The following is a 20,272-nucleotide window of genomic DNA, read 5'->3' on the forward strand; positions in this document are numbered from 1 at the left end:
GGCAGAGATGCCGCTTTTAGCTAAAAGGACCAGCATCATGGAAACGAACCATCCGGAACCGGCCGGCCTCTCCGGCGCCCCGCGGAAGAAGAGCTGGGGCAAGCGCATCGCCATAGGCGGCATTGCGATAGCGGCGCTTGCCGGCGTCGGCGTCGCCGGCGCGCTCAGCCAGGATTACGAGCGCATGCAGCGCTTCGGCATGGGCTGGGGCGACGGCGGACCCGGCATGCACATGCAGGCCAATTTCCGCCACCACATGGGTTTTGGCGGCCCGGGTTTTGGCGGGCGCCACTTCGAGCGCATGCTTGAGGAGATCGACGCCACACCCGAGCAGGAAGAGAAGCTGGAGGCGATCATGGACAAGCTCCATGACGATGTCCGCCCGATCATGCGCGGCTTCCGCGATACGCGAGACGATGTCGCCAAGCTGCTCGGCGCAGCAACCATCGACCGCGAGGCGGCGGAGAAGCTGCGGGCCGAGCGTGTTGCGGCGGTCGACGAAGCCTCGCGCAAGCTGACAGCGGCGCTGCTCGACGCCGCCGAGGTGCTGACGGCCGAGCAGCGCGCGGAACTGGTCGAGCATTTCGAGGATCGCGGCTGGCACCGCCGCTGGTAAGCTCTGTACCGGCGCAGTTTCGAATCGGAGCGAATAAACGGACATGGCGGACCAGGTTCTCATCGTCGACGACGACAGGCGCCTGTCCGCCATGCTCGCGGAATATCTGACGGGCAACGGCTTTCGTGTGCAAGCGGCGGAGACGGCGGGCGCAGGCATTGCCGAGGTCGCACGGCTGTCGCCTGATGCCGTGGTTCTCGACGTGATGCTGCCCGACATGGACGGCTTCGAGGCGCTCAAGCGTATCCGCGCGAGCTCCGATGTGCCGGTGCTGATGCTGACGGCGCGAGGCGACGAGACTGACCGCATCGTGGGGCTGGAGATCGGCGCCGACGATTATCTGCCGAAACCGTTCAATCCGCGGGAATTGCTGGCGCGGCTGAAGGCGATCCTGCGCCGCCGCAACGCCGGCGCGAACGCCTCCCCGCGCATTCTGCGCTTCGGACAGCTGGAGATCGACCCTTCGTCGCGCTCGGCCCGCGTCGACGGGCGCGATTGCCCGATGACCAGCTACCAGTTCGACCTGCTGGTGGCGCTTGCCGAAAATGCCGGACGCACGCTGTCGCGCGAACAACTCATGGACATGGTCAAGGGCGAAGAACTGGAAGCCTTCGACCGGTCGATAGATGTGCATGTCTCGCGCATCCGCGCCGCGATCGAGACTGATCCGAAACATCCTCGCCGCATCATCACCGTGCGCGGCGCAGGCTATGTCTTTGCCCGTTTTCAGGACGGTGACAGATAGGCCATGCTCAACAGCCTTTTCGTCAAGATCTATCTCACCGTGCTGGCCAGCCTCGCGGTCGTGGCTATCGCAAGCGGGGTCTTCGTGCGCATGGGCATGGAACGCGAACATGCCGGCTGGAGCGGCCGGCGCGACGCCTTCATCGCGGCGATGCTGCCGGCGGATTCCGACCCCGCTATGCTGCAGGCGACGGTGCAGCGCCTCTCCGCCGCCTTCGATGCCGACATCTCCGTCTACGGCCCCCAAGGCCGGCTGCTTGCAGCGGCCGGCCGCCCGGTCCCCCAGGACGAGATCGGATTCCGGCGCAGGATGCACCCTGGCGGGCATCACCTGCTGGTCAGTCGGCTGCCGGACGGAAGGGTGGTCGCGGCGCGGATGAGAATGCCATTCGGCCCGGTCGGTCGCACCCCCCTTGCCTATCTCGCGCTGATCGCCGCGGCGATAGGGCTTGCCGCCTTTCCGGTCGTACGCCACCTCACGCGCCGCCTTGAAGCGTTGCGCCAGGGCGTGGATCGCTGGGGCGAGGGCGCTCTCGACACGCGCGTCGCCGTGAGAGGCAAGGACGAGGTGGCGGCGGTGGCGGCGAGCTTCAACCGCGCCGCCGAGCAGATCGAGCAGCTGCTTGCCGCGCACCGGTCGTTGCTTGCCAATGCCAGCCACGAGTTGCGCTCGCCGCTCGCGCGCTTGCGCATGGCGATCGACCTCGATGCAGCCGGACAAAGCGGCCTGGTGCGAGACGAGATCGTGCGCGACCTCGCCGAGCTCGACGCGCTGGTAGAGGAGATCCTGCTAGCCAGCCGGCTTGACCATATCGAGAAGCTTGAACGGATGGAGCCGGTGGATCTGCTGGCGCTCACGGCCGAGGAAGGTGCGCGCTCCGGCGTCGACGTCTCCGGCGAACCCGGCGTGGTGTCGGGCGACCCGAAGCTGCTCACGCGGCTGGCTCGCAATCTCATGCAGAACGCGCAGAGACATGGCAGCCCGCCGGTTAGCGCGCATGTGGGGGCCGAAGGCGGCACGGTGGTGCTCAAGGTGTGCGATCACGGGCCTGGCCTGCCGGAAGGAACCGGCGAGCGCGTCTTCGAGCCGTTCTTCCGGCCACAGGGCCGCAGCGAGACGGCCGGCGGCTGGGGTCTCGGCCTGTCGCTGGTGCGCCAGATCGCTTTGCATCACGGCGCAACCGTGCACCATGAATCGCCATCCGACGGCGGCGCCTGCTTCGTCGTCACGTTTCCAGCCACATCTTGATACGGCGGGCACATACCCATGTGAAAGCTGCCCCAAGCGGGACGGGAGGATGATGAACGCACGAATCCTCAACTGCGAGATTATCGAACCAGGCTGGACGACGCGCGTCTATGGCGGCGAGCTGACGCGTCGCGTAAGAGCGAGCGCATGCTGCCAGCTGGATCCGAAACAATACGGCACGCACTCAATGAGGCGGACCAAGGCGTCGCAAATCTACAAGAAGACGGGCAATATCGTCGAAAATCAATTGACACCCTCGACACGGAGAAAAATTAGCCCGGTCGCAATCCGCTCGGGCGTGGAATAAGCTGCTTAAGCGGCAAAGACGGGGAGGAACTGATGGTGCGTTGCGGCTCGCACGGTGTGGGTATCGGCCGACTGTCCCGTCGTGACTTCTCGAAATTGGCGTTGGCCAGCGCGGTCGCGCTCGCTTTGCCGAGGCTCGCACGCGCACAGGACGAACCCTTCAAGTTCGGCCTGACGCCTGTTTTCCTATCAAGCGACCTGGAGTTGCTCAGTCACCTGCGCAGCTATCTCGTTTCGAGGATAGGCGGTGCGGTCGAACTGGTCACGCGGCGCACCTATCAGGAGATCACGGCGCTGCTTGTTTCGGGGCAGATCCACGGCGCATGGATTTGCGGCTATCCCTATGTCCAGTTCAAGGCCGACCTCGACCTCGTCGCCACGCCTGTCTGGCACGGCAAGCCGCTTTACCAATCTTACCTGATCGCCGCCTCAAACCGACCGGTCGACGACTGGACCGGGCTTAAGGGTGATATTCACGCTTTTTCCGATCCGGATTCCAATTCCGGGTTCCTGGTGACGCGGGCGCTGCTTGCCGAAAACCAGCTTCGAACCAACCAATTCTTCTCGCGCAATTTCTACACCTACGGCCACCGCAACGTGATCAGGGCGGTTGCGTCCGGCCTCGCTCAGTCTGGAAGCGTGGACGGCTATGTCTGGGAGGTGATGCGCGAGATCGAGCCGGAGTTGGTGAACCGGACCATGATCGTGCGGAAATCGGAGTGGCTGGGATTTCCTCCGGTCGCCTCCCCGAAATCATCGGCTGGCGACCCAAGGATTGCCGCGCTCCGGGACGCACTGGTCTCGATGTTCGACGATCCGGAAGGCAGAAAGGTGCTCGACATGCTGCGCCTCGACGGCTTCGCCGTCACGCCACCGGAGATTTTCGATACCATCGCCGCCAAGGTCGAAACGGTGAGGCAGTTCGGATGAGCCCGTTCCGCTGGCAGGCGATCCCGCTCTCCTTCCGAGTCCCTGCCATCGTTGCCCTGCTGATGGTGGTGATCAGCGCAGCCATCTCCGAGAGGGTCCTCGACCGTCTGTCGCGCACCCAGGAAAGTTATCTCGACGGACTGGCAGGGACTTATCTGGACGGTCTGTCTTCGTCAGTGTTGCCCGCTGTGCTACGCGGAGATGTATGGGAAGTCTTCGACGCGCTCGACCGCTCCTCGTCCGTATATGAGTCCCTAGTACCGATCGAAACAGTTGTCACCGGCTCGGACGGGCGCGTGCTTGCTGCGACCGATCCCGACAAGATCAAGGCATATTCAGAACTCTCTGTCGAATACGCATCGCGATACGGTGCTGAGACCGTGACGATTGACGAAGACAGGAAGACAGGATTCGCACGCCGCGAACTCGTCTATCAAGGCCAGCCAATCGGTGCGATCCACGCGACGTTCGACGTATCGCACCTGTTTGCCGAGCGGCGCGAAGTCCTGGTCACGCTCCTGGTGACGAACGCGATCGTTGCCGGTCTTTTCGCATTTGGCGGCTTCTTGCTTGTCCATCGCATGATCGGTCCGATCCGCGTGCTGGAGAGCCATATGCGCTCGGCGGTTCACGGCGCGACCGAGCCAATATCGCCGGGTGAGATACCGCCAGGCGATGGCGAGGTCGCGAGCCTTTTTCATGGCTACAATACGCTCGTGTATGCCGAGCGCGATCGCGCGAACCTTGCTATGCGCCTTGCCGAAGAGGAGAAGCTGTCGAGCCTCGGGAGACTTGCTTCCGGCATGGCGCACGAGATCAACAACCCGCTCGGCGGCCTGTTCAACGCCATCGACACGTTGAAGAACCACGGGCAGACACCCGGGGTCCGAGACACGTCCATCAGCCTGATCGAGCGCGGGCTAGCCGGCATCCGCGACGTTGTCGAGGCGGCGCTTGCCACTTACCGCCCGGAGCGCTCGCGGCGTCCCCTCACGGCCGACGATTTCGACGATGTCCGGTTGCTGCTCAAGCCCGAACTGCGCCGCAAGCGACAGCAGCTCAAGTGGGACATCTTGTGGGACGGCGCGCGTGAGTTCCCTGTAAGGGGCGGCCCGGTGCGTCAGGCGGTGCTTAACCTCCTTCTCAACGCGGCGGCTGTCACACCCGAAGCAGGCGTCGTTTCGTTGCGGGCAAAGGGCGCAGGAAGAAGTCTTACAATCGAAATCGGCGACCAGGGTCCGGGGATGCCGCAGGAAATTGCGGGCATACTCGTCGACCGGGATCCTGGCCCCGCGGTGCGCGCCGGACGCGGCCTCGGTCTCTGGATGGTCAGACGCGTGGTTGACGAACTCGGCGGAAGTGCCAGTATCGCACCCAAGAACGACGGAGGGACGGCGGTGACGCTGGAAATTCCCTTCGACAGGGAGGATGCCGAAGCCGATGCTGCCTGACCGCTCAAGGATAGGGCTTGTGGAGGACGACCCGGTCATGGGCGGTTCGATCGTCCAGCGGCTCGAACTCGAAGGTTGGGCGGTCACCTGGTGGCAATCGGGCCGCGAGGCCATCGCTGACATTCCCGCGGCAGCGCACGCGCTCGACGTCGTCATCTGCGACATCCGGCTCCCGGACATGTCTGGCGAGACCGTCTTCAACGAACTCGCCAGACAGCCCAATGCGCCTCCCTTCCTGTTCGTCACCGGCTTTGGCGAAGTTGATCAGGCCGTGCGGCTGATGCGCTCGGGCGCGGTCGATTTCATGACCAAGCCTTTCGAGATGGACGACTTTCTGAAGCGCATCGAATCCGGCCGCCGGACTACAAGTTCGGGAGTCAGGCTGAAGGGCTATTATCTCGGCGAATCTCCGGCCATCCAGCACGCGGAAGATTTGATCCACCGCTACGCAAACCACGACCTGCCCGTGCTCATCACCGGAGAAACCGGTTCCGGAAAGGAAGTGGCGGCCAGGCTGCTGCACCAGATTTCCCCTCGCGCCGCGGAGCCGTTCATGGCGGTCAACTGCGCGGCGATCCCCGCAGAGCTTCTCGAGAGCGAGATATTCGGCCACGAGAAAGGCGCGTTCACCGGAGCCGGGCGCCGGCATCTCGGCTATGCCGAGCGTGCGGGCAAGGGCACGCTCTTCCTGGACGAGATCGGCGACATGCCCCTGCCTCTGCAGGCCAAGCTGCTTCGACTCATCGAGGATAGAAGCCTGGTGCGCGTCGGCGGCGAGACACTGATCCCGTTCCGCGCCCGCATCGTGTCAGCCTCGCATCGCGAACTCGCAACTCGAGGAGGAACGAGCGGATTCCGGGAAGACCTCTATTTTCGTATCAACGTCCTGCCCGTAGAGATCCCGCCGCTTCGTCAGCGGCCGGAAGACATTGCGTGGCTTCTCGACAGGTTTCTCGCGAACGCCGTCAGCCGCTCGGAAACGCGCATCCGCGGGTTCAGTGCGCTCGCGGAAGAGGCCGCGCTTACATATGCGTGGCCCGGCAACGTCCGTGAACTTCGCAACCGTGTCGACCGCGCCGCCGCGCTTTCGACAAGCGAATGGATCATGCCGGGCGACCTGTTTCCCGAACACGCTGCCAAGGCCGGCAGCGCTGGATTCGTGCCGCTGGCCGACGTCAGGGATGCGGCCGAACGCCGTCAGATCGAGCGCGCGCTCGAAGAGACCGGCGGCCAGATTGCCAAGGCCGCGGGTTTGCTGGCTGTCTCGCGAACCACCCTGTGGGAGAAGATGACACGGCTTGGTCTTGCCGAGCGGGCGCGTTCGGATTCCTGAACCCTCGGCAGTGCAACATGTTCGGATTTCCGAACGTCATTGGCTCCAGAAACCAGGCTGGTGTCGCTTTCCTCAACGCTAACAAACACTTACGTATCTGGCACGTCTGTTGCTTCGCATAGGACGACCTTTGTCGTTTCATATGGGAGGAACAGGATGGAACGCTGCAACAGGCTGGTCGATGTCGGCCGTCGCCAATTCTTGAGGGGAAGCGCCTTCGCCGCTGCCGGAGCGGCCGCTGCGGTATCGCTGCCAGTAACTCCGGCGAGAGCCGCACCTGGACTAGCTCTGGTCGAATACCCCTCCAACAGGCTGGCAAACATCGCCGACCTGAAACCGAACGAGCCGCTCGACGTCGGCTATCCCGATGACAATGCCCCCGGCGTCCTGCTGAAGCTCGGCACGCGCGTCGAAGGCGGAGCCGGACCCGATGGCGATATCGTCGGCTTCTCGACCGTATGCCCGCATAAGGGCTTTCCGCTGAACTACAACGCAGAGGACCGCACGCTGAACTGCCCCGGCCACTATTCCCGCTTCGACTGCGAGGCCGGAGGCCTTCAGATCTGGGGCCAAGCGACGCAGAACCTGCCGCAATACCAGCTTCGCGTGGACAAGAAGGGCGACATTTTCGCGGAGGGGCTCGACGAGCTCATCTACGGTCGCCTGTCGAACGTGCTCTAGGGGAGGACCAGTCATGGCTTACAAACGTCAGATCGACCGCCTGCCCATCATCCCAGCAGATGCCAAGGTTCACAATGTCGTCTGCCACTATTGCATCGTCGGCTGCGGCTATCACGCCTATACCTGGGACGTGAATCGCCAGGGCGGCACAGCGCCCGACCAGAACGTCTTCGGTGTGGACCTATCGCAGCAACAGGAGGCGGAAACGCCCGCCTGGTATTCCCCGTCGATGTACAACATCGTCAAGCAGGACGGAAAAGACGTTCACATCGTCATCAAACCGGATACCGAATGCGTCGTGAACTCCGGCCTCGGCTCGATCCGCGGCGCCCGCATGGCCGAAATGAGCTTCAGCCGGGCGCGCAACACCCAGCTTCAGCGCCTGACCGACCCGATGGTCTGGCGCTACGGCCAGATGCAGCCGACCTCCTGGGATGACGCGCTCGACCTCGTCGCGCGCGTGACAGCGGCCGTAATCAAGGAACAGGGCGATGACGGAGTGTTGGTCTCGGCCTTCGACCACGGCGGCGCCGGCGGCGGCTACGAGAACACCTGGGGCACTGGAAAGCTTTATTTCGGCGCCATGAAGGTCAAGAACATCCGCATCCACAACCGCCCGGCCTACAACTCGGAGGTTCACGCCACGCGCGACATGGGCGTGGGTGAACTCAACAACTGCTACGAGGACGCAGAGCTCGCCGACACGATCATGGTCGTGGGCGCGAATCCTCTGGAGACGCAGACGAATTACTTCCTCAATCACTGGATACCGAACCTACGCGGGACCTCAACTGAGAAGAAGAACGCTGAGCTGCCGGACGAGCCACACGAGCCCGCCCGCGTGATCATCGTCGATCCGCGCCGGACCGTGACGGTCAATGTCTGCGAGGTCGAGGCGGGCAAGGATCGCGTCCTGCACCTGGCGATCAACTCCGGCACGGATCTCGCGCTCTTCAACGCCTTGTTGACCTACATCGCCGAGCAGGGCTGGACGGACCGGGAGTTCATTGCCGCCTCGACCAATGACTTCGACAAGGCGCTCGCCGGCAACCGGACGACGCTGGAGCAAGCCGCTGAGATAACCGGCCTCACCGTCGAGCAGATCAAGCAAGCGGCAGCCTGGATCGCTGAACCAAAGGAAGGAAAACGGCGGCGGACGATGTTCGCCTACGAGAAGGGACTGATCTGGGGCAACGACAACTACCGGACCAACGGCGCACTCGTAAACCTCGCCCTGGCGACGGGAAACATCGGCCGCCCCGGCGGTGGTTGCGTCCGCCTTGGCGGCCACCAGGAGGGCTATTCGCGGCCCTCGGACGCGCATGTCGGGCGACCCGCCGCTTACGTCGACCAGTTGCTGATCCAGGGCAAAGGCGGCGTACACCACATCTGGGGATGCGACCACTACAAGACGACGCTCAACGCGCACGAGTTCAAGCGACGGTACAAGGAGCGAACCGACATGGTGAAGGACGCCATGTCATCTGTCCCCTATGGGGACCGCCAGGCGACCGTGGACGCGATCATGGGCGCAATCCGCGAAGGCGGCTTGTTCTCGGTCGACGTGGACATCATCCCGACCAAGATCGGCCAGGCGAGCCATGTCTGGCTGCCTGCCGCGACCTCGGGCGAGATGAACCTCACCTCAATGAACGGCGAGCGGCGCATGCGGCTCACCGAGCGGTATATGGACCCGCCTGGCCAATCGATGCCGGACTGCCTGATCGCCGCGCGGCTGGCCAACAACCTCGAACGGGTTTTCCGCGAGGCGGGCGACACTGCGGTTGCCGACCAGTTCAAAGGCTTCGACTGGAAGTCCGAAGAAGACGCCTTCATGGATGGCTACCACCAGCACGAGAAGGGCGGCGAGTTCGTCACCTATGCCCGTCTGCGTGCGATGGGAACCAACGGCTTCCAGGAGCCGGCGACTGGACTGGAAACCACCGGTCCCGTGGCGGCTGGAACTTCGACCGGTGAACCCGGTGAGGTCCTCGGCGGCCCGACCATCGAGGGCGCACGTGGGAAGGAGCCGGTGCAGGAGGCGGCACCGACCAATGCCGGGGCTGCGCCGACGCCGCCTGCCGGAAGCGAGCGTATCGTCGGAACCAAGCGACTTTACGCCGACGGCAAATTCAACAAGGAGGATGGCAAAGCTGTCTTCATGGAGACGCAGTGGCGGGGCCTGCAGGCAGCTGGCAAGCAGGCGGAGAAGGACAAGTTCGCCTTCCTGATCAACAACGGCCGCACCAACCATGTCTGGCAGAGCGCCTACCTCGACCAGCAGAATGAGCTGGTCATGGACCGCTGGCCCTATCCCTTCATCGAGATGCATCCCGCCGACATGGAGGAGTTGTCGCTAAAGCAAGGCGATCTGGTCGAAATTTACAATGACAACGGCTCGACCCAGGCAGCTGTGTATCCGACACCGACGGCGAAGCGGAAGGAAACCTTCATGCTGTTCGCTTATCCCACCGGGGTGCAAGGCAACGTCGTGTCGGCTGGGGTAAACGAGTTCATCATCCCGAACTACAAGCAGACATGGGCGAACATCCGGAAAATCTCCGATGCACCGGAGAGCGTGAAGCACCTCTCGTTCAAGTCGCAGGAATACCCAGCGACCTGACGCCGTCTCACGCGATCCCGCCGCGGCCCCAAAGGCTTCGGCGGGATCGTCTTGTCAGGACGGCGCAACGCCCGAGGAGGCCGACATCGAAACCGCCACCGCCGCCCTCGCAAACGAAGCTGCGGCGCAGGTGCCGACGGCAGGGTCATCCCGTTGATATCGCCGCCGCCAATTGTCGCCCTCTAGAGAAGGCCGATCTCGTAGCGGCCAACCCGCATCAAATCACCCGACCTCATCCAAACGGTTCGCAGGCCTGGATGCGCGCAGGCCCCGTGGTCTCCCTTTTTCCTTTCTCGGCTGTCTCAATGTCACAATGCTGTCTCGAATATCGTTGATTATGGATATATGGATAAGAAACTCGCATTGGCGGCACTGGCATCACTTGGACAGGAAACTCGCCTGGACATCTTCCGGCTTCTCGTCAAGGCGGGCGCGGAGGGCGTGCCTGCCGGCGAGGTCGCGTCCCGGCTGGGGGCAGTTCAGAACACCACTTCCGCGCATTTGAAAATCCTCCATCACGCAGGCCTGGTCCGTGCCGAGCGGGACGGCCGCATCGTGCGCTACGTCGCCGACATGACCGGATTCCGCGACCTGCTCGCCTACCTGATGGAAGATTGCTGCAACGGTTCGCCGGAGCTTTGCCGTCCTGTGATCAACGCTGTCACCTGTGAGTGTTAGAAAGGATCCGCCAATGAGCGACCAACCATTCAACGTGCTTTTCTTGTGCACCGGGAATTCGGCCAGGTCCATTCTCGCCGAGGCGATCCTGAACCGGGTCGGCCAAGGCCGCTTCAATGCGTTCTCCGCCGGATCACAGCCGAAAGGCGAGGTGCATCCCTATGCGCTTCAGCTGCTCAAGAGCCTCAACCATGATGTCTCCTTTGCCCGCTCGAAAAGCTGGGAGGAGTTCGCCGCGCCGGGCGCGCCGGAGATGAACTTCGTCTTCACCGTTTGCGACAATGCTGCAAATGAAGCCTGTCCGGTATGGCCGGGGCAGCCGATGACGGCGCACTGGGGCGTGCCGGACCCTGCGGCGGTCGATGGCACCGAGGCCGAGAAGCATTTGGCTTTCGCCGAGGCTTACCGGATGCTCAACAGCCGCATTTCGATCTTTACCAGCCTTCCGATGGCGTCAATCGACAAGCTCGCCCTGCAGAAGCGGCTCGACGAAATCGGCCAGAACCTGCCAAAGGCGGGATGAGCGCGGCTGTTGATTTGCCGCGCCGTCTGGCGGCCGAGGCGCTGGGCACGGGCATCCTCGTTGCAACCGTGATCGGCTCCGGCATCATGGCGGATCGGCTGACGGACGATGTCGCGCTCGCGCTGCTCGGCAACACACTGCCGACCGGCGCGATCCTGGTAGTGCTGATCTCCATCCTCGGCCCGCTCTCTGGCGCGCATTTCAACCCGGCCGTCACGCTGGTCTTTTCCCTTCGACGAGAGATCGCCGCGAGCGAGGCGCTCGCCTACTGCGCGGCACAGGTGGCGGGCGGTGTTGCCGGCACGCTGCTCGCGCACGCCATGTTCCAACTGCCGATCTGGCAGGCCTCGACCACGGTGCGCAGTGGCGGCGCGCAATGGCTGGCGGAAGGAGTCGCGGCGTTCGGCCTCGTCTTCACCATTCTCGCCGGCCTCCGCTTCCGCTCCGACGCGATCCCCTGGCTGGTCGGCCTCTACATCACCGCCGCTTACTGGTTCACGGCCTCAACCTCCTTCGCCAATCCGGCGGTCGCCATTGCCCGCGCCTTCTCGGACACATTCGCGGGCATTCGCCCGATCGACGTGCCGGGGTTTGTCCTTGCCGAACTCCTCGGCGCGGTTTTGGCGCTCGCGCTGGCCAGCTGGATGCTTGCCGAACCGAAACCTATACAGCAGACAAGGCCTGCGGAATGACTGTCACCATCTACCACAACCCGGAATGCGGGACCTCGCGCAACACGCTGGCCATGATCCGGCAGTCCGGCGAGGAGCCGGAGGTGATCGAATATCTGAAGACGCCGCCTTCGCGTGAGAAGCTGGTCGAGCTCATCGCGGCCATGGGCATCACCCCGCGCCAGCTCTTGCGCGAGAAGGGCACGCCCTATGCCGAACTCGGGCTCGGCGATCCGAAATGGAGCGACGACGAGTTGATCGATTTCATGTTGGCGCACCCGATCCTCATCAACAGGCCGATCGTAGCCACGCCCAAGGGCACGAGGCTGTGCCGGCCGTCGGAAGCTGTCCTCGACATCCTGCCCAATCCGGACATCGGTCCTTTCACGAAAGACGACGGCGAGGTCGTGATCGACGCGTCTGGAAAGCGCGTGCGCTGAAGCTATTTCGATTTCGTCGAGGCAGGGTTGACCCGCACCCGGTACCATCTATATTTCCAAGTATATCGAAATTAGGCTGCGCCGTGGAGCGCGGATGCCCGGAGTTCTGCAATGACCGATGCCGCATGTCCGATCGACACCTTCCCGAACATCGACGAGGACCAGTTCCAGCCCATCGACCCGGTCGCGCTCTTCGACGCGCCGCGCGCCGCCCATCCGCCTCGGATCCTGATGCTCTACGGCTCCTTGCGGGAACGCTCATATTCGAGGCTGGCGACGGAAGAGGCGGCGCGAATCCTGCGGAGGCTCGGAGCCGAAGTGCGCATCTTCAATCCTTCCGGTCTGCCGCTTCCGGATTCCACGCCGACCGATCATCCCAAGGTCAAGGAGCTTCGCGATCTGTCGTTGTGGTCTGAGGGGCAGGTCTGGTGCTCGCCGGAACGTCACGGATCAATGACGGGCATCATGAAGGCCCAGATCGACTGGCTGCCGCTGTCGCTCGGCGGCGTTCGCCCGACCCAGGGCCGCACGCTTGCGGTCATGCAGGTCTGCGGCGGCTCCCAGAGCTTCAACGCCGTCAACCAGCTTCGGATCCTCGGCCGCTGGATGCGGATGTTCACGATCCCCAACCAGAGCTCGGTCGCCAAGGCGTTCGCCGAATTCGACGAGGCTGGGCGGATGAAGCCCTCCTCGTACTACAACCGCATCGTCGACGTAATGGAGGAACTGGTGAAGTTCACCCTGCTGCTGCGCGACCGTGCCGGCTACCTGACGGACCGCTACTCCGAACGGGTCGAAAGTGCGGACGAGGTGGCCAAGCGGGTCAACCAGCGGAACATGACCTAGGAAGCGTCGTCGCGAGTTTCCTCATACATGCTCCATGAGAGTTCCACCAAGCTCAAGAGAACATCTTCCTTGCTCCAGCCCGCCGTGACTGCAGTTTGGACAATTTCCTGGATCAGCGGACGCAATCGGCGTTCACATTCGACCAGCAACTCATCATTTTCAGTGGGAGGGCTGGCGAAGTCGAATTTGGCCATTGCAAGATCACCTGGCAGTTTCTTGCCGCAGAGTAGCGGAGATTTCCGAGATCACTTTCTGGGTGTAAGTTAACTCAGGCATTGCTCACCCGACACGATCCCATTGTCACCGGCATTAGCTCCCAACAATTTGAAAGACGCAACCCGGAATACAACCAATTTGCCGAAATACATTTCTGATTCCAAAAAACTCCCCGGGTTAACCGCGTCAAAACGTCAATGCTGGCGAAACTGAAGATGGAAACGTCTACGATCGCCACTGCGTGCTCGGTGGTGGCATCCTAGCATTTTTTGCTTTATGGCGGCAGTATGGCGCAATTGACCCTCAGCGCGACATCTACACTATCGACAAGTACGTCAGGTCGATATTCTAGTTTTATAGTATAACTCCATCCATATAAATATGGAGCGAAATTCGAGGTTAAAAAGCAAAATTGCTCTATAATTTATTATCCATTTACCTTTCATGGAAGTATGCTCATTTTTTGAGCAAATTAGTTGTGGCTAATGGTCACTCTTTATTTTATATAGTTGTTGCCAAAGTCAACTCTCGCGGTTAGCTTCTCGAATTATGGCAATCCAAGGGCCTTTTTGCGGCGCCAATACGGCACGAGGCTTGCGCATTTTTGATTGCGTGCAAGGCAATAGCCTTAGGCGCAATCACCGATGGGCACGTTTGGCCAGCGGCATTGGGGGCAAGGTGGGATGGACCAGACGACGGGTAGCCTGGATACCCTCAACTACGAGCCCGATCGGCGAAGCGCCCATCCAAAAATTCTCGATGTCATTCCCGAAAGTGCTGGCCCGCGTATAGCAACGGCGAGGGGCGGTGCGATCCATTGCGTCCGCGGGCCGGGATCACAGGCGGTGCTGGCGGAAAGCCACTTCGCGGCGGTCATGCTCGCCCCGGCGCCGGGGAACCGGGCGGCGTTGGGAAGCGACAGAATGCTGGAATACGATGCGCCGGTCGGAGCGCTGGTCATCCACCCGGCGAATGTCGAAGGTCGCGCGGTCTGGTCGTCGACCAGAGAAAGCGTGATCATCGCTATCAGGCCCGAGAGCATGGCCGAGCTGGCTGCCAGTGAACTGGATGCCGGCCATGTCGCGATTCAGCCGCCGGCTTTCGGGACCGTCGACCCCCAGGCTCTGTACCTCGCGCAGTTGCTGAAAGCGGAACTGACGCAGAGGGAAACCCCGAACGAGCTCTACGTCGACTCTCTGGTCACCATGTTCGGCGTGCACATTCTTCGAAACTACACAGGAGTGCAACAGTTGCCACCAGCGCCGAAGGGCGGTCTGTCGAACCGCAGCGCCCGCAGGGTTCAGGAATTCCTGGAGGTGAATTTTTCCAGCAAGATCTCGGTGGCCGACCTTGCCGCGGTGTCCGGCCTTTCACCGCGCCACTTCATCCAGGCTTTCACGAGGACCTTCGGCGAACCGCCGCACAAACATCTCCTCCGCCTGCGCCTAAGTTTCGCCGAAAGACTGCTCGTCAAGGGCGAAATGCCAATTGCGGAGGTCGCTCACTTGAGCGGGTTCTCGAGCCAGAGCCATTTGACGACAGCGATGATGAAATACCGCCGAATAACGCCGATGCAGGTGCGGCGAAAAGGGTAAGCACGCATTCGAAATTCCGAGGCCACGGGGGTGCCCGCCGGGCTGAATCTGTTCGGGTGGACCCTGGCGTGCGGGAGCCGGGTCTCGGCACCGCACTTTTTTGAAACAAAATCGGAGTTTTCTGGAATACGGCGCGGCAAAAGTCTGTCTTCCTTACCCTTACGGAATCGTCCAGGGTCCGGAGCTTTCCGCTAGGCATCGATGCGGCGTCGGAATTACCGACGTGATGCTTCGGCGGCGCGACTAGGCATCGCGATACGAAGCTCTCCTCTGACGGTTGCACATCCGAGGAGGCCTTCATGCGAAAGCCAGTTTCGCTGTGCGATGCTGCGCGTCGTCCAGAAAACCAGTTTGCTGGTGCAGCCAGACTTCACGCTACCGCTCCCGGCGGCACAGTGAAGATTTCCAATGCGCCCTCTACCGCACGTCGCCGATATCGGGAGGCCTCACGGGCGCCATGGCGCCCCGGACAAAGAATCCCATGCCGTTGTTCATGAAACGCCGATGAACGTGCAGTTTCCGGAATTCGAGCTCTTTGGTCCCAAGGTCGAGGCGGCTTGGGCCGCCTTACAGCGCCAATACGCCGACCGTATAACCGGCGCGGAACTGGATCATCTATTTGCCTGTCTCGTCTTTGGTTTGACCTCTCCAGCATACGGTGATCAGGAACCGGCTCTCCATTTCAATGTCTGCCGCGCGTTGGTGGCGATGAAACTCCCGCCCGACCGAACCGAAGCTGCCCTGCACACGACTCCCGAACCTACACAGCCATGGGTCGCGGGCGCCTGTGCGCTGATCGAGAGCCAGGGCGCGAAGATGGGGCGCGCCCTTCAGGAAAAGACGTCCAATCTCGAAGACTTTTCAACCGCCAAGGCGAATGCGGCAACAGGAAGCCTGGGCAAAAACGAGGAAAACGCAACATGACTGCAGGCATCGAGGGAGAATCCCGTCGCGGATTTGTCGGCAATTGGGTTTCGGGTGGCGGCGGCTATCGCTCGCGCCGCCGCCGTCTGATGGCGGTGCTGCGCATGGCCCATCGCGTGCTCGGCGTCAATCGCAAAGGGCTAGGGCTCGGGACGCTCGGCGCCGGCGGAACCTTGGCCTCCGCTCTCTATGGCTCGGCGCCTGCGGCCCCCTATGCCACCGCGACCGTGCTTCCGGAAGAACCGACCTGTCCAAACTGCGGGCGGGTCTTCGTCGAGTTCGCGAGTAAGGCGACGAAGCGCCGGTGGATGGAGCTCGGCTGGAGGCCGGCCGCTGCGGCGGCGTTGGGCGCGTTGGCGCTGTCGGCTTCATCCGCGGTGCCAGCACAGGCGCAGAATTACACGGCCGGCGGTGGCACCGTGGGGGGTGGGGTCGTCAACGGCATCGCGATCGGCTGTGCTGGTTTCCCGGCAACCGTCACCGCAGCGGCCTCCAGCGGCGGCATGGCGATCGGCTGTCGCGCGGTTTCTGGTGGAAGCAATTCCGTAGCTATTGGCGTTGAAGCCACCACCACCGGCCAAAGCGCCGTCGCGATAGGAGTGAGCAGCGACGCCGCGGTAAATGCAGCCGCCTATGGTGCCCTCGCTCAGGCGACCGGTGTTGCGTCGTCCGCCTTCGGCTTGGGTGCCACCGCAAGCGGGCTGCGCGGCATCGCGTTTGGATCTGGAGCAACGCAGGCCGGAATCGATTCCATTGCCCAAGGCACCAGCGCCAGCGCGGGTAGCCAGAATGCCGTCGCGATCGGCTTCGGTTCGATCGCGTCCCATTTGAACTCGATCAATATTGGCGCGCGCACTGTTGCGAATACAGGCGCCCTTGCGATTGGCGCTGTCGCCATCGGTACGGATACGACGGCATCTGCGGATCGGGCCATCGCGATGGGCGTCCTGGCCAGAGCAACGACGGTGAATGCGTTGGCTTTCGGCACGAATGCGGCAGCCTCGGGCCCCGCCGCGTTGGCGCTGGGCGCCAACACGGTCTCGAGCGGCACCAATTCGGTCGCGCTCGGCGTCAACGCCCAAGCGACCCTAGGCGGCGACAATGCCTTGGGCACCTTGTCCGTCGCCTCGGGAGGGAACTCCACCGCTGTCGGCACCAGCACCCGTGCCACCGGCAGCTCAGCGTTCGCCGGAGGCTGGAGGGCCAATGCTTCGGGAGTCCGGGCCGTGGCGATCGGTGTCGAGTCCATTGCTGCGGGTGATCAGGCGATCGCCCTTGGGGACACGGCGAATGCGAGCGCCCAGAATGCCATCGCCGCTGGAACCGGCGCGGTCGCTGACTCCGCCGACGCCGTTGCCATCGGCACGGGCGCGACGGCCACCGGCGGCAAGGCGGTGGCGATCGGCGCCGGCAACGTCGCCAATGGCGACGGCGCGGTCGCGATCGGCGATCCCAGCACCGCCACCGGCGACGGCGCCGTGGCGCAGGGCAAGGACAACACCGCGACCGGCCACGGCTCGGTCGCGATGGGCAACACCAATATGGTCGGCGGCGGCGGCCAGGCGATCAGCACGCCCGGCACGCCGGCGCAGGGCGCGGTCGGCATCGGCTATCAGAACACCGTGATCGGCCAGGGCAGCGTCGCGATCGGCAGCACCAGCAGCGCGCTGGCGGCGGGCGCGGTCGCGTTCGGCGACACCGCGGTCGCCAACTTCGCAGATGACGTGGCGCTCGGCTCGGGCTCGGTGACGGCCGCGGCAGTGGGCACGGCGAGCGCCACGATCGGCGGCGTCACCTACAACTTCGCCGGCACGACGCCGACGAGCACAGTCAGCGTCGGGGCGCCGGGTGCGGAGCGGACCATCACCAACGTCGCGGCCGGGGAGTTGAGCGATACTTCGACCATTGCCGTCAACGGCTCGCAGCTCTTCGCGACCAACCAGCAGGTCACCCAGAACACGACCGACATCGCCAATCTCGGCGATACGATCACCGACATCAACAGTGGTGCCGGCATCAAGTACTTCCATGCCAACTCCGTTTTGCCGGATTCGCAGGCGCTGGGGACAGACTCGGTCGCGATCGGGCCGAACGCGGTCGCCAACAATGCCGGCGACGTGGCCCTGGGTTCGGGCTCGGTCACGGATGTCGCGGTCGGCACGGCGAGCGCCACGATCGGCGGCGTCACCTACAACTTCGCCGGCACGACGCCGACGAGCACAGTCAGCGTCGGGGCGCCGGGTGCCGAGCGGACCATCACCAACGTCGCGGCCGGGGAGTTGAGCGATACTTCGACTATTGCCGTCAACGGCTCGCAGCTCTTCGCGACCAACCAGCAGGTCACGCAGAACACGACCGACATCGCCGCCAACACCGCCGACATCACCAATCTCGGCAACACGGTCAACAACATCGCCGGCGACACCTCGACGGCCTACACCGACGCCAACGGCGACGGCATTCGATATGTGCGCACCAATGACAGAACGCTTCCCGTCAGCGATTCGTCCGCTCAAGGCATCGGTTCCACTGCAGTCGGATACGATGCGACGGCTGTCGCCGACAGTTCGCTCGCGCTTGGCCGCGAAAGCCAGGCCAATATCGTGGGGGGTGTGGCCCTCGGATCCGGATCGATTTCCGATCGTGCCCTGGCGCCGGCCACCGGCCAGATAGCAGCCGGCCCAACCAACTTCATTGAATACAATACGACCGACAAGACGCTACTTGGCGCGGTCTCGGTGGGCACGGATACGTCGTATCGGCAGATCACCAATGTCGCGGACGGCACGAATGCCCAGGACGCGGTGACGATCCGCCAGCTCCAGGGCGCCATCGCCTCGGTCGCAGCGACTCCGAGCATGTATTTCCATGCCAATTCGACGGCTGGCGATTCGCTCGCTGTCGGGGCTGAATCGGTTGCCGTCGGTCCGACGACAGTCGTCAACGGCGACAACGGCATCGGCATCGGCAACGGCGCGATCGTCGAACAGATCGCGCCGGGCGGAACGGCCATCGGCCAGGGCGCTCATGTGATGTTGGCCGACGGCGTTGCGCTCGGCACGAATTCCCTCGCGGCCGGCATTCAGTCCGTCGCCATCGGAGCGGGCGCTGAAAGCAACCATGCCAACAGCATTGCGCTTGGCGGCAATTCCATCACCACGGTTGGCGCCCAGACGGATTACACGGCGTTCGGCCTTGCCGCGCTGCAGGACTCCGTCGGCGAGGTGTCGATCGGCGCAGCCGGAGCAGAGCGCAAGCTGACCAATGTTGCCGCCGGTTCGGCGGACGCGGATGGGGTCAACGTCTCGCAGCTGCGCGGCGTGACGCAGAACGTCACCAACCTTCTTGGCGGCACGACGGTGTTCAACCCCGACGGCTCGATCACCGGGCCGACCTACAATATCCAGGGCGGCAGCTATTCGACGGTCCATGATGGCTTCACGGCCGTGGACGCCAGCCTCACCAACCTCAACAATCAGATCAACGGCGGCGGAGGAATTAAATACTTCCACGCCAATTCCACACTGGCCGATTCATCGGCAACCGGTACGGACAGTGTCGCGATCGGGCCGGAAAGCGTGGCGAGCGGCGCCGACAGCCTGGCTGCGGGTCACGGGGCTGCGGCTACCGGACAGGGCTCGGTCGCTCTCGGCGAAGGAGCGCAGGCAAACAACGCCAATGATGTCGCACTTGGTTCGGGGTCGGTAACCGAGACAGCAGTCGGCACATCCGGGATCACCATCAGAGGCGAACAATATGACTTTGCCGGAACCGCGCCGGTCGGGACCGTCAGTGTTGGCGCCGATGGTGCGGAAAGGACGATCACCAATGTCGCTGCCGGCCGGATCTCCGCGGACAGCACAGACGCCATCAATGGCTCGCAGCTTCATGCTACCAACACGGCAATCGAGGATCTGCAGGGCGGCATCGGGAACATCAACGACAGTGCGGTTTTCTATGACCTCAATCCCGACGGCAGCAAGAAGAACAGCATCACGCTGGTCGGCGGCGATGTTAACGCACCGGTCGTCATCTCGAATGTCGGCAAGGGCGTCGCGGACACCGATGCAGTCAATGTCTCTCAGCTCAACGAGAGCTTCACCGAGGCCAAGTCCTACACCGACAACCGTGTGGGCTATGCCATAGAAACGGCCAATGCCTATACCGACCAGAAGTTCAATCAGTTGAATCAGGAGATAGGCAGTATCCGCTCGGAGGCCCGTACGGCGGCCGCTATCGGCCTTGCCGCGGCGTCGCTCCGTTATGACGATCGCCCAGGCAAGCTGAGCGTGGCGATGGGCGGCGGCTACTGGCGTGATGAGACTGCGCTTGCCTTCGGCGCTGGTTATACAAGCGAGAACGGACGCGTTCGCGCCAACCTGTCAGGTACGGTTGCTGATGGTGATGTTGGCGTGGGTGCGGGACTTAGCTTCACTTTGAACTAAG

18 protein-coding genes are annotated in these 20,272 nt (G+C 63.1%); 17 read left to right on the plus strand and 1 reads right to left on the minus strand.

Annotation, left to right across the window (positions count from 1 at the left end):
- Positions 1 to 37 precede the first annotated feature (37 nt).
- From G6N73_RS16335 to arsH, 14 genes are all read left to right on the plus strand, one after another.
- Complete coding sequence (locus G6N73_RS16335) at positions 38 to 616, plus strand: Spy/CpxP family protein refolding chaperone (protein WP_165029400.1); 579 nt, start codon at positions 38 to 40, stop codon at positions 614 to 616.
- Between the two features lie 43 nt (positions 617 to 659).
- Complete coding sequence (locus G6N73_RS16340) at positions 660 to 1,361, plus strand: response regulator (protein ID WP_165029402.1); 702 nt, start codon at positions 660 to 662, stop codon at positions 1,359 to 1,361.
- 3 nt (positions 1,362 to 1,364) lie between these two features.
- Positions 1,365 to 2,609 (plus strand): sensor histidine kinase, encoded by a 1,245-nt coding sequence (locus G6N73_RS16345; RefSeq protein WP_165029404.1) that lies wholly within the window; start codon positions 1,365 to 1,367, stop codon positions 2,607 to 2,609.
- A 52-nt stretch (positions 2,610 to 2,661) separates the two neighbouring features.
- Positions 2,662 to 2,916 carry a hypothetical protein gene (locus tag G6N73_RS38590; RefSeq protein WP_246252107.1) on the plus strand — a complete coding sequence of 85 codons (255 nt, stop codon included), beginning with the start codon at positions 2,662 to 2,664 and terminating at the stop codon, positions 2,914 to 2,916.
- 32 nt (positions 2,917 to 2,948) lie between these two features.
- Entirely contained in the window at positions 2,949 to 3,845 is an 897-nt protein-coding gene (locus tag G6N73_RS16355) for a substrate-binding domain-containing protein (protein ID WP_165029406.1), read from the plus strand.
- Positions 3,842 to 5,296, plus strand: a complete 1,455-nt coding sequence (locus G6N73_RS16360) for a sensor histidine kinase (RefSeq protein WP_165029408.1) — start codon at positions 3,842 to 3,844, stop codon at positions 5,294 to 5,296. The genes G6N73_RS16355 and G6N73_RS16360 overlap by 4 nt, the downstream gene beginning before the upstream one ends.
- On the plus strand, positions 5,286 to 6,629 hold the full coding sequence (locus tag G6N73_RS16365; RefSeq protein ID WP_165029410.1) for a sigma-54-dependent transcriptional regulator: 1,344 nt from the start codon (positions 5,286 to 5,288) through the stop codon (positions 6,627 to 6,629). Before G6N73_RS16360 ends, G6N73_RS16365 begins: the two co-directional genes overlap by 11 nt.
- A gap of 156 nt (positions 6,630 to 6,785) precedes the next feature.
- A complete protein-coding gene (locus G6N73_RS16370) occupies positions 6,786 to 7,310 on the plus strand; it encodes an arsenate reductase (azurin) small subunit (protein ID WP_165029412.1) in 525 nt (174 codons plus the stop codon).
- 13 nt (positions 7,311 to 7,323) lie between these two features.
- Positions 7,324 to 9,933 (plus strand): arsenate reductase (azurin) large subunit, encoded by a 2,610-nt coding sequence (locus tag G6N73_RS16375; protein WP_165029414.1) that lies wholly within the window; start codon positions 7,324 to 7,326, stop codon positions 9,931 to 9,933.
- Between the two features lie 345 nt (positions 9,934 to 10,278).
- Positions 10,279 to 10,611 (plus strand): ArsR/SmtB family transcription factor, encoded by a 333-nt coding sequence (locus G6N73_RS16380; protein ID WP_165029416.1) that lies wholly within the window; start codon positions 10,279 to 10,281, stop codon positions 10,609 to 10,611.
- A gap of 13 nt (positions 10,612 to 10,624) precedes the next feature.
- Positions 10,625 to 11,134, plus strand: a complete 510-nt coding sequence (locus G6N73_RS16385) for an arsenate reductase ArsC (RefSeq protein ID WP_165029418.1) — start codon at positions 10,625 to 10,627, stop codon at positions 11,132 to 11,134.
- The gene (locus tag G6N73_RS16390; protein WP_165029420.1) at positions 11,131 to 11,826 is read left to right on the plus strand and encodes an aquaporin; all 696 of its coding nucleotides are present in this window, start codon (positions 11,131 to 11,133) and stop codon (positions 11,824 to 11,826) included. The genes G6N73_RS16385 and G6N73_RS16390 overlap by 4 nt, the downstream gene beginning before the upstream one ends.
- Positions 11,823 to 12,245 (plus strand): arsenate reductase (glutaredoxin), encoded by a 423-nt coding sequence (gene arsC / locus G6N73_RS16395; protein ID WP_165029422.1) that lies wholly within the window; start codon positions 11,823 to 11,825, stop codon positions 12,243 to 12,245. The genes G6N73_RS16390 and arsC overlap by 4 nt, the downstream gene beginning before the upstream one ends.
- Positions 12,246 to 12,356: 111 nt before the next feature.
- Entirely contained in the window at positions 12,357 to 13,091 is a 735-nt protein-coding gene (arsH, locus tag G6N73_RS16400) for an arsenical resistance protein ArsH (protein ID WP_165029424.1), read from the plus strand.
- On the opposite strand, the gene G6N73_RS16405 is transcribed toward arsH, so the two are convergent.
- Entirely contained in the window at positions 13,088 to 13,285 is a 198-nt protein-coding gene (locus G6N73_RS16405) for a hypothetical protein (protein ID WP_165029427.1), read from the minus strand. The two genes, arsH and G6N73_RS16405, sit on opposite strands and share 4 nt — an antisense overlap.
- Before the next feature lie 867 nt (positions 13,286 to 14,152).
- Between G6N73_RS16405 and G6N73_RS16410 the strand changes: the two genes are divergently transcribed.
- The 3 genes from G6N73_RS16410 to G6N73_RS16420 all read left to right on the plus strand — a co-directional run bounded on the left by G6N73_RS16410 (position 14,153) and on the right by G6N73_RS16420 (position 20,271).
- Positions 14,153 to 14,902, plus strand: a complete 750-nt coding sequence (locus G6N73_RS16410; protein ID WP_343044640.1) for a helix-turn-helix domain-containing protein — start codon at positions 14,153 to 14,155, stop codon at positions 14,900 to 14,902.
- Positions 14,903 to 15,406: 504 nt separating this feature from the next.
- Positions 15,407 to 15,826, plus strand: coding sequence for a hypothetical protein (locus G6N73_RS16415; protein WP_165029431.1), 420 nt, complete (start codon positions 15,407 to 15,409; stop codon positions 15,824 to 15,826).
- Entirely contained in the window at positions 15,823 to 20,271 is a 4,449-nt protein-coding gene (locus tag G6N73_RS16420) for a YadA-like family protein (protein WP_165029433.1), read from the plus strand. Before G6N73_RS16415 ends, G6N73_RS16420 begins: the two co-directional genes overlap by 4 nt.
- The last annotated feature ends 1 nt before the right edge of the window (position 20,272 follow it).

Origin of the sequence: Allomesorhizobium camelthorni (assembly GCF_011045125.1) — a bacterium.
Lineage (GTDB): Bacteria > Pseudomonadota > Alphaproteobacteria > Rhizobiales > Rhizobiaceae > Allomesorhizobium > Allomesorhizobium camelthorni.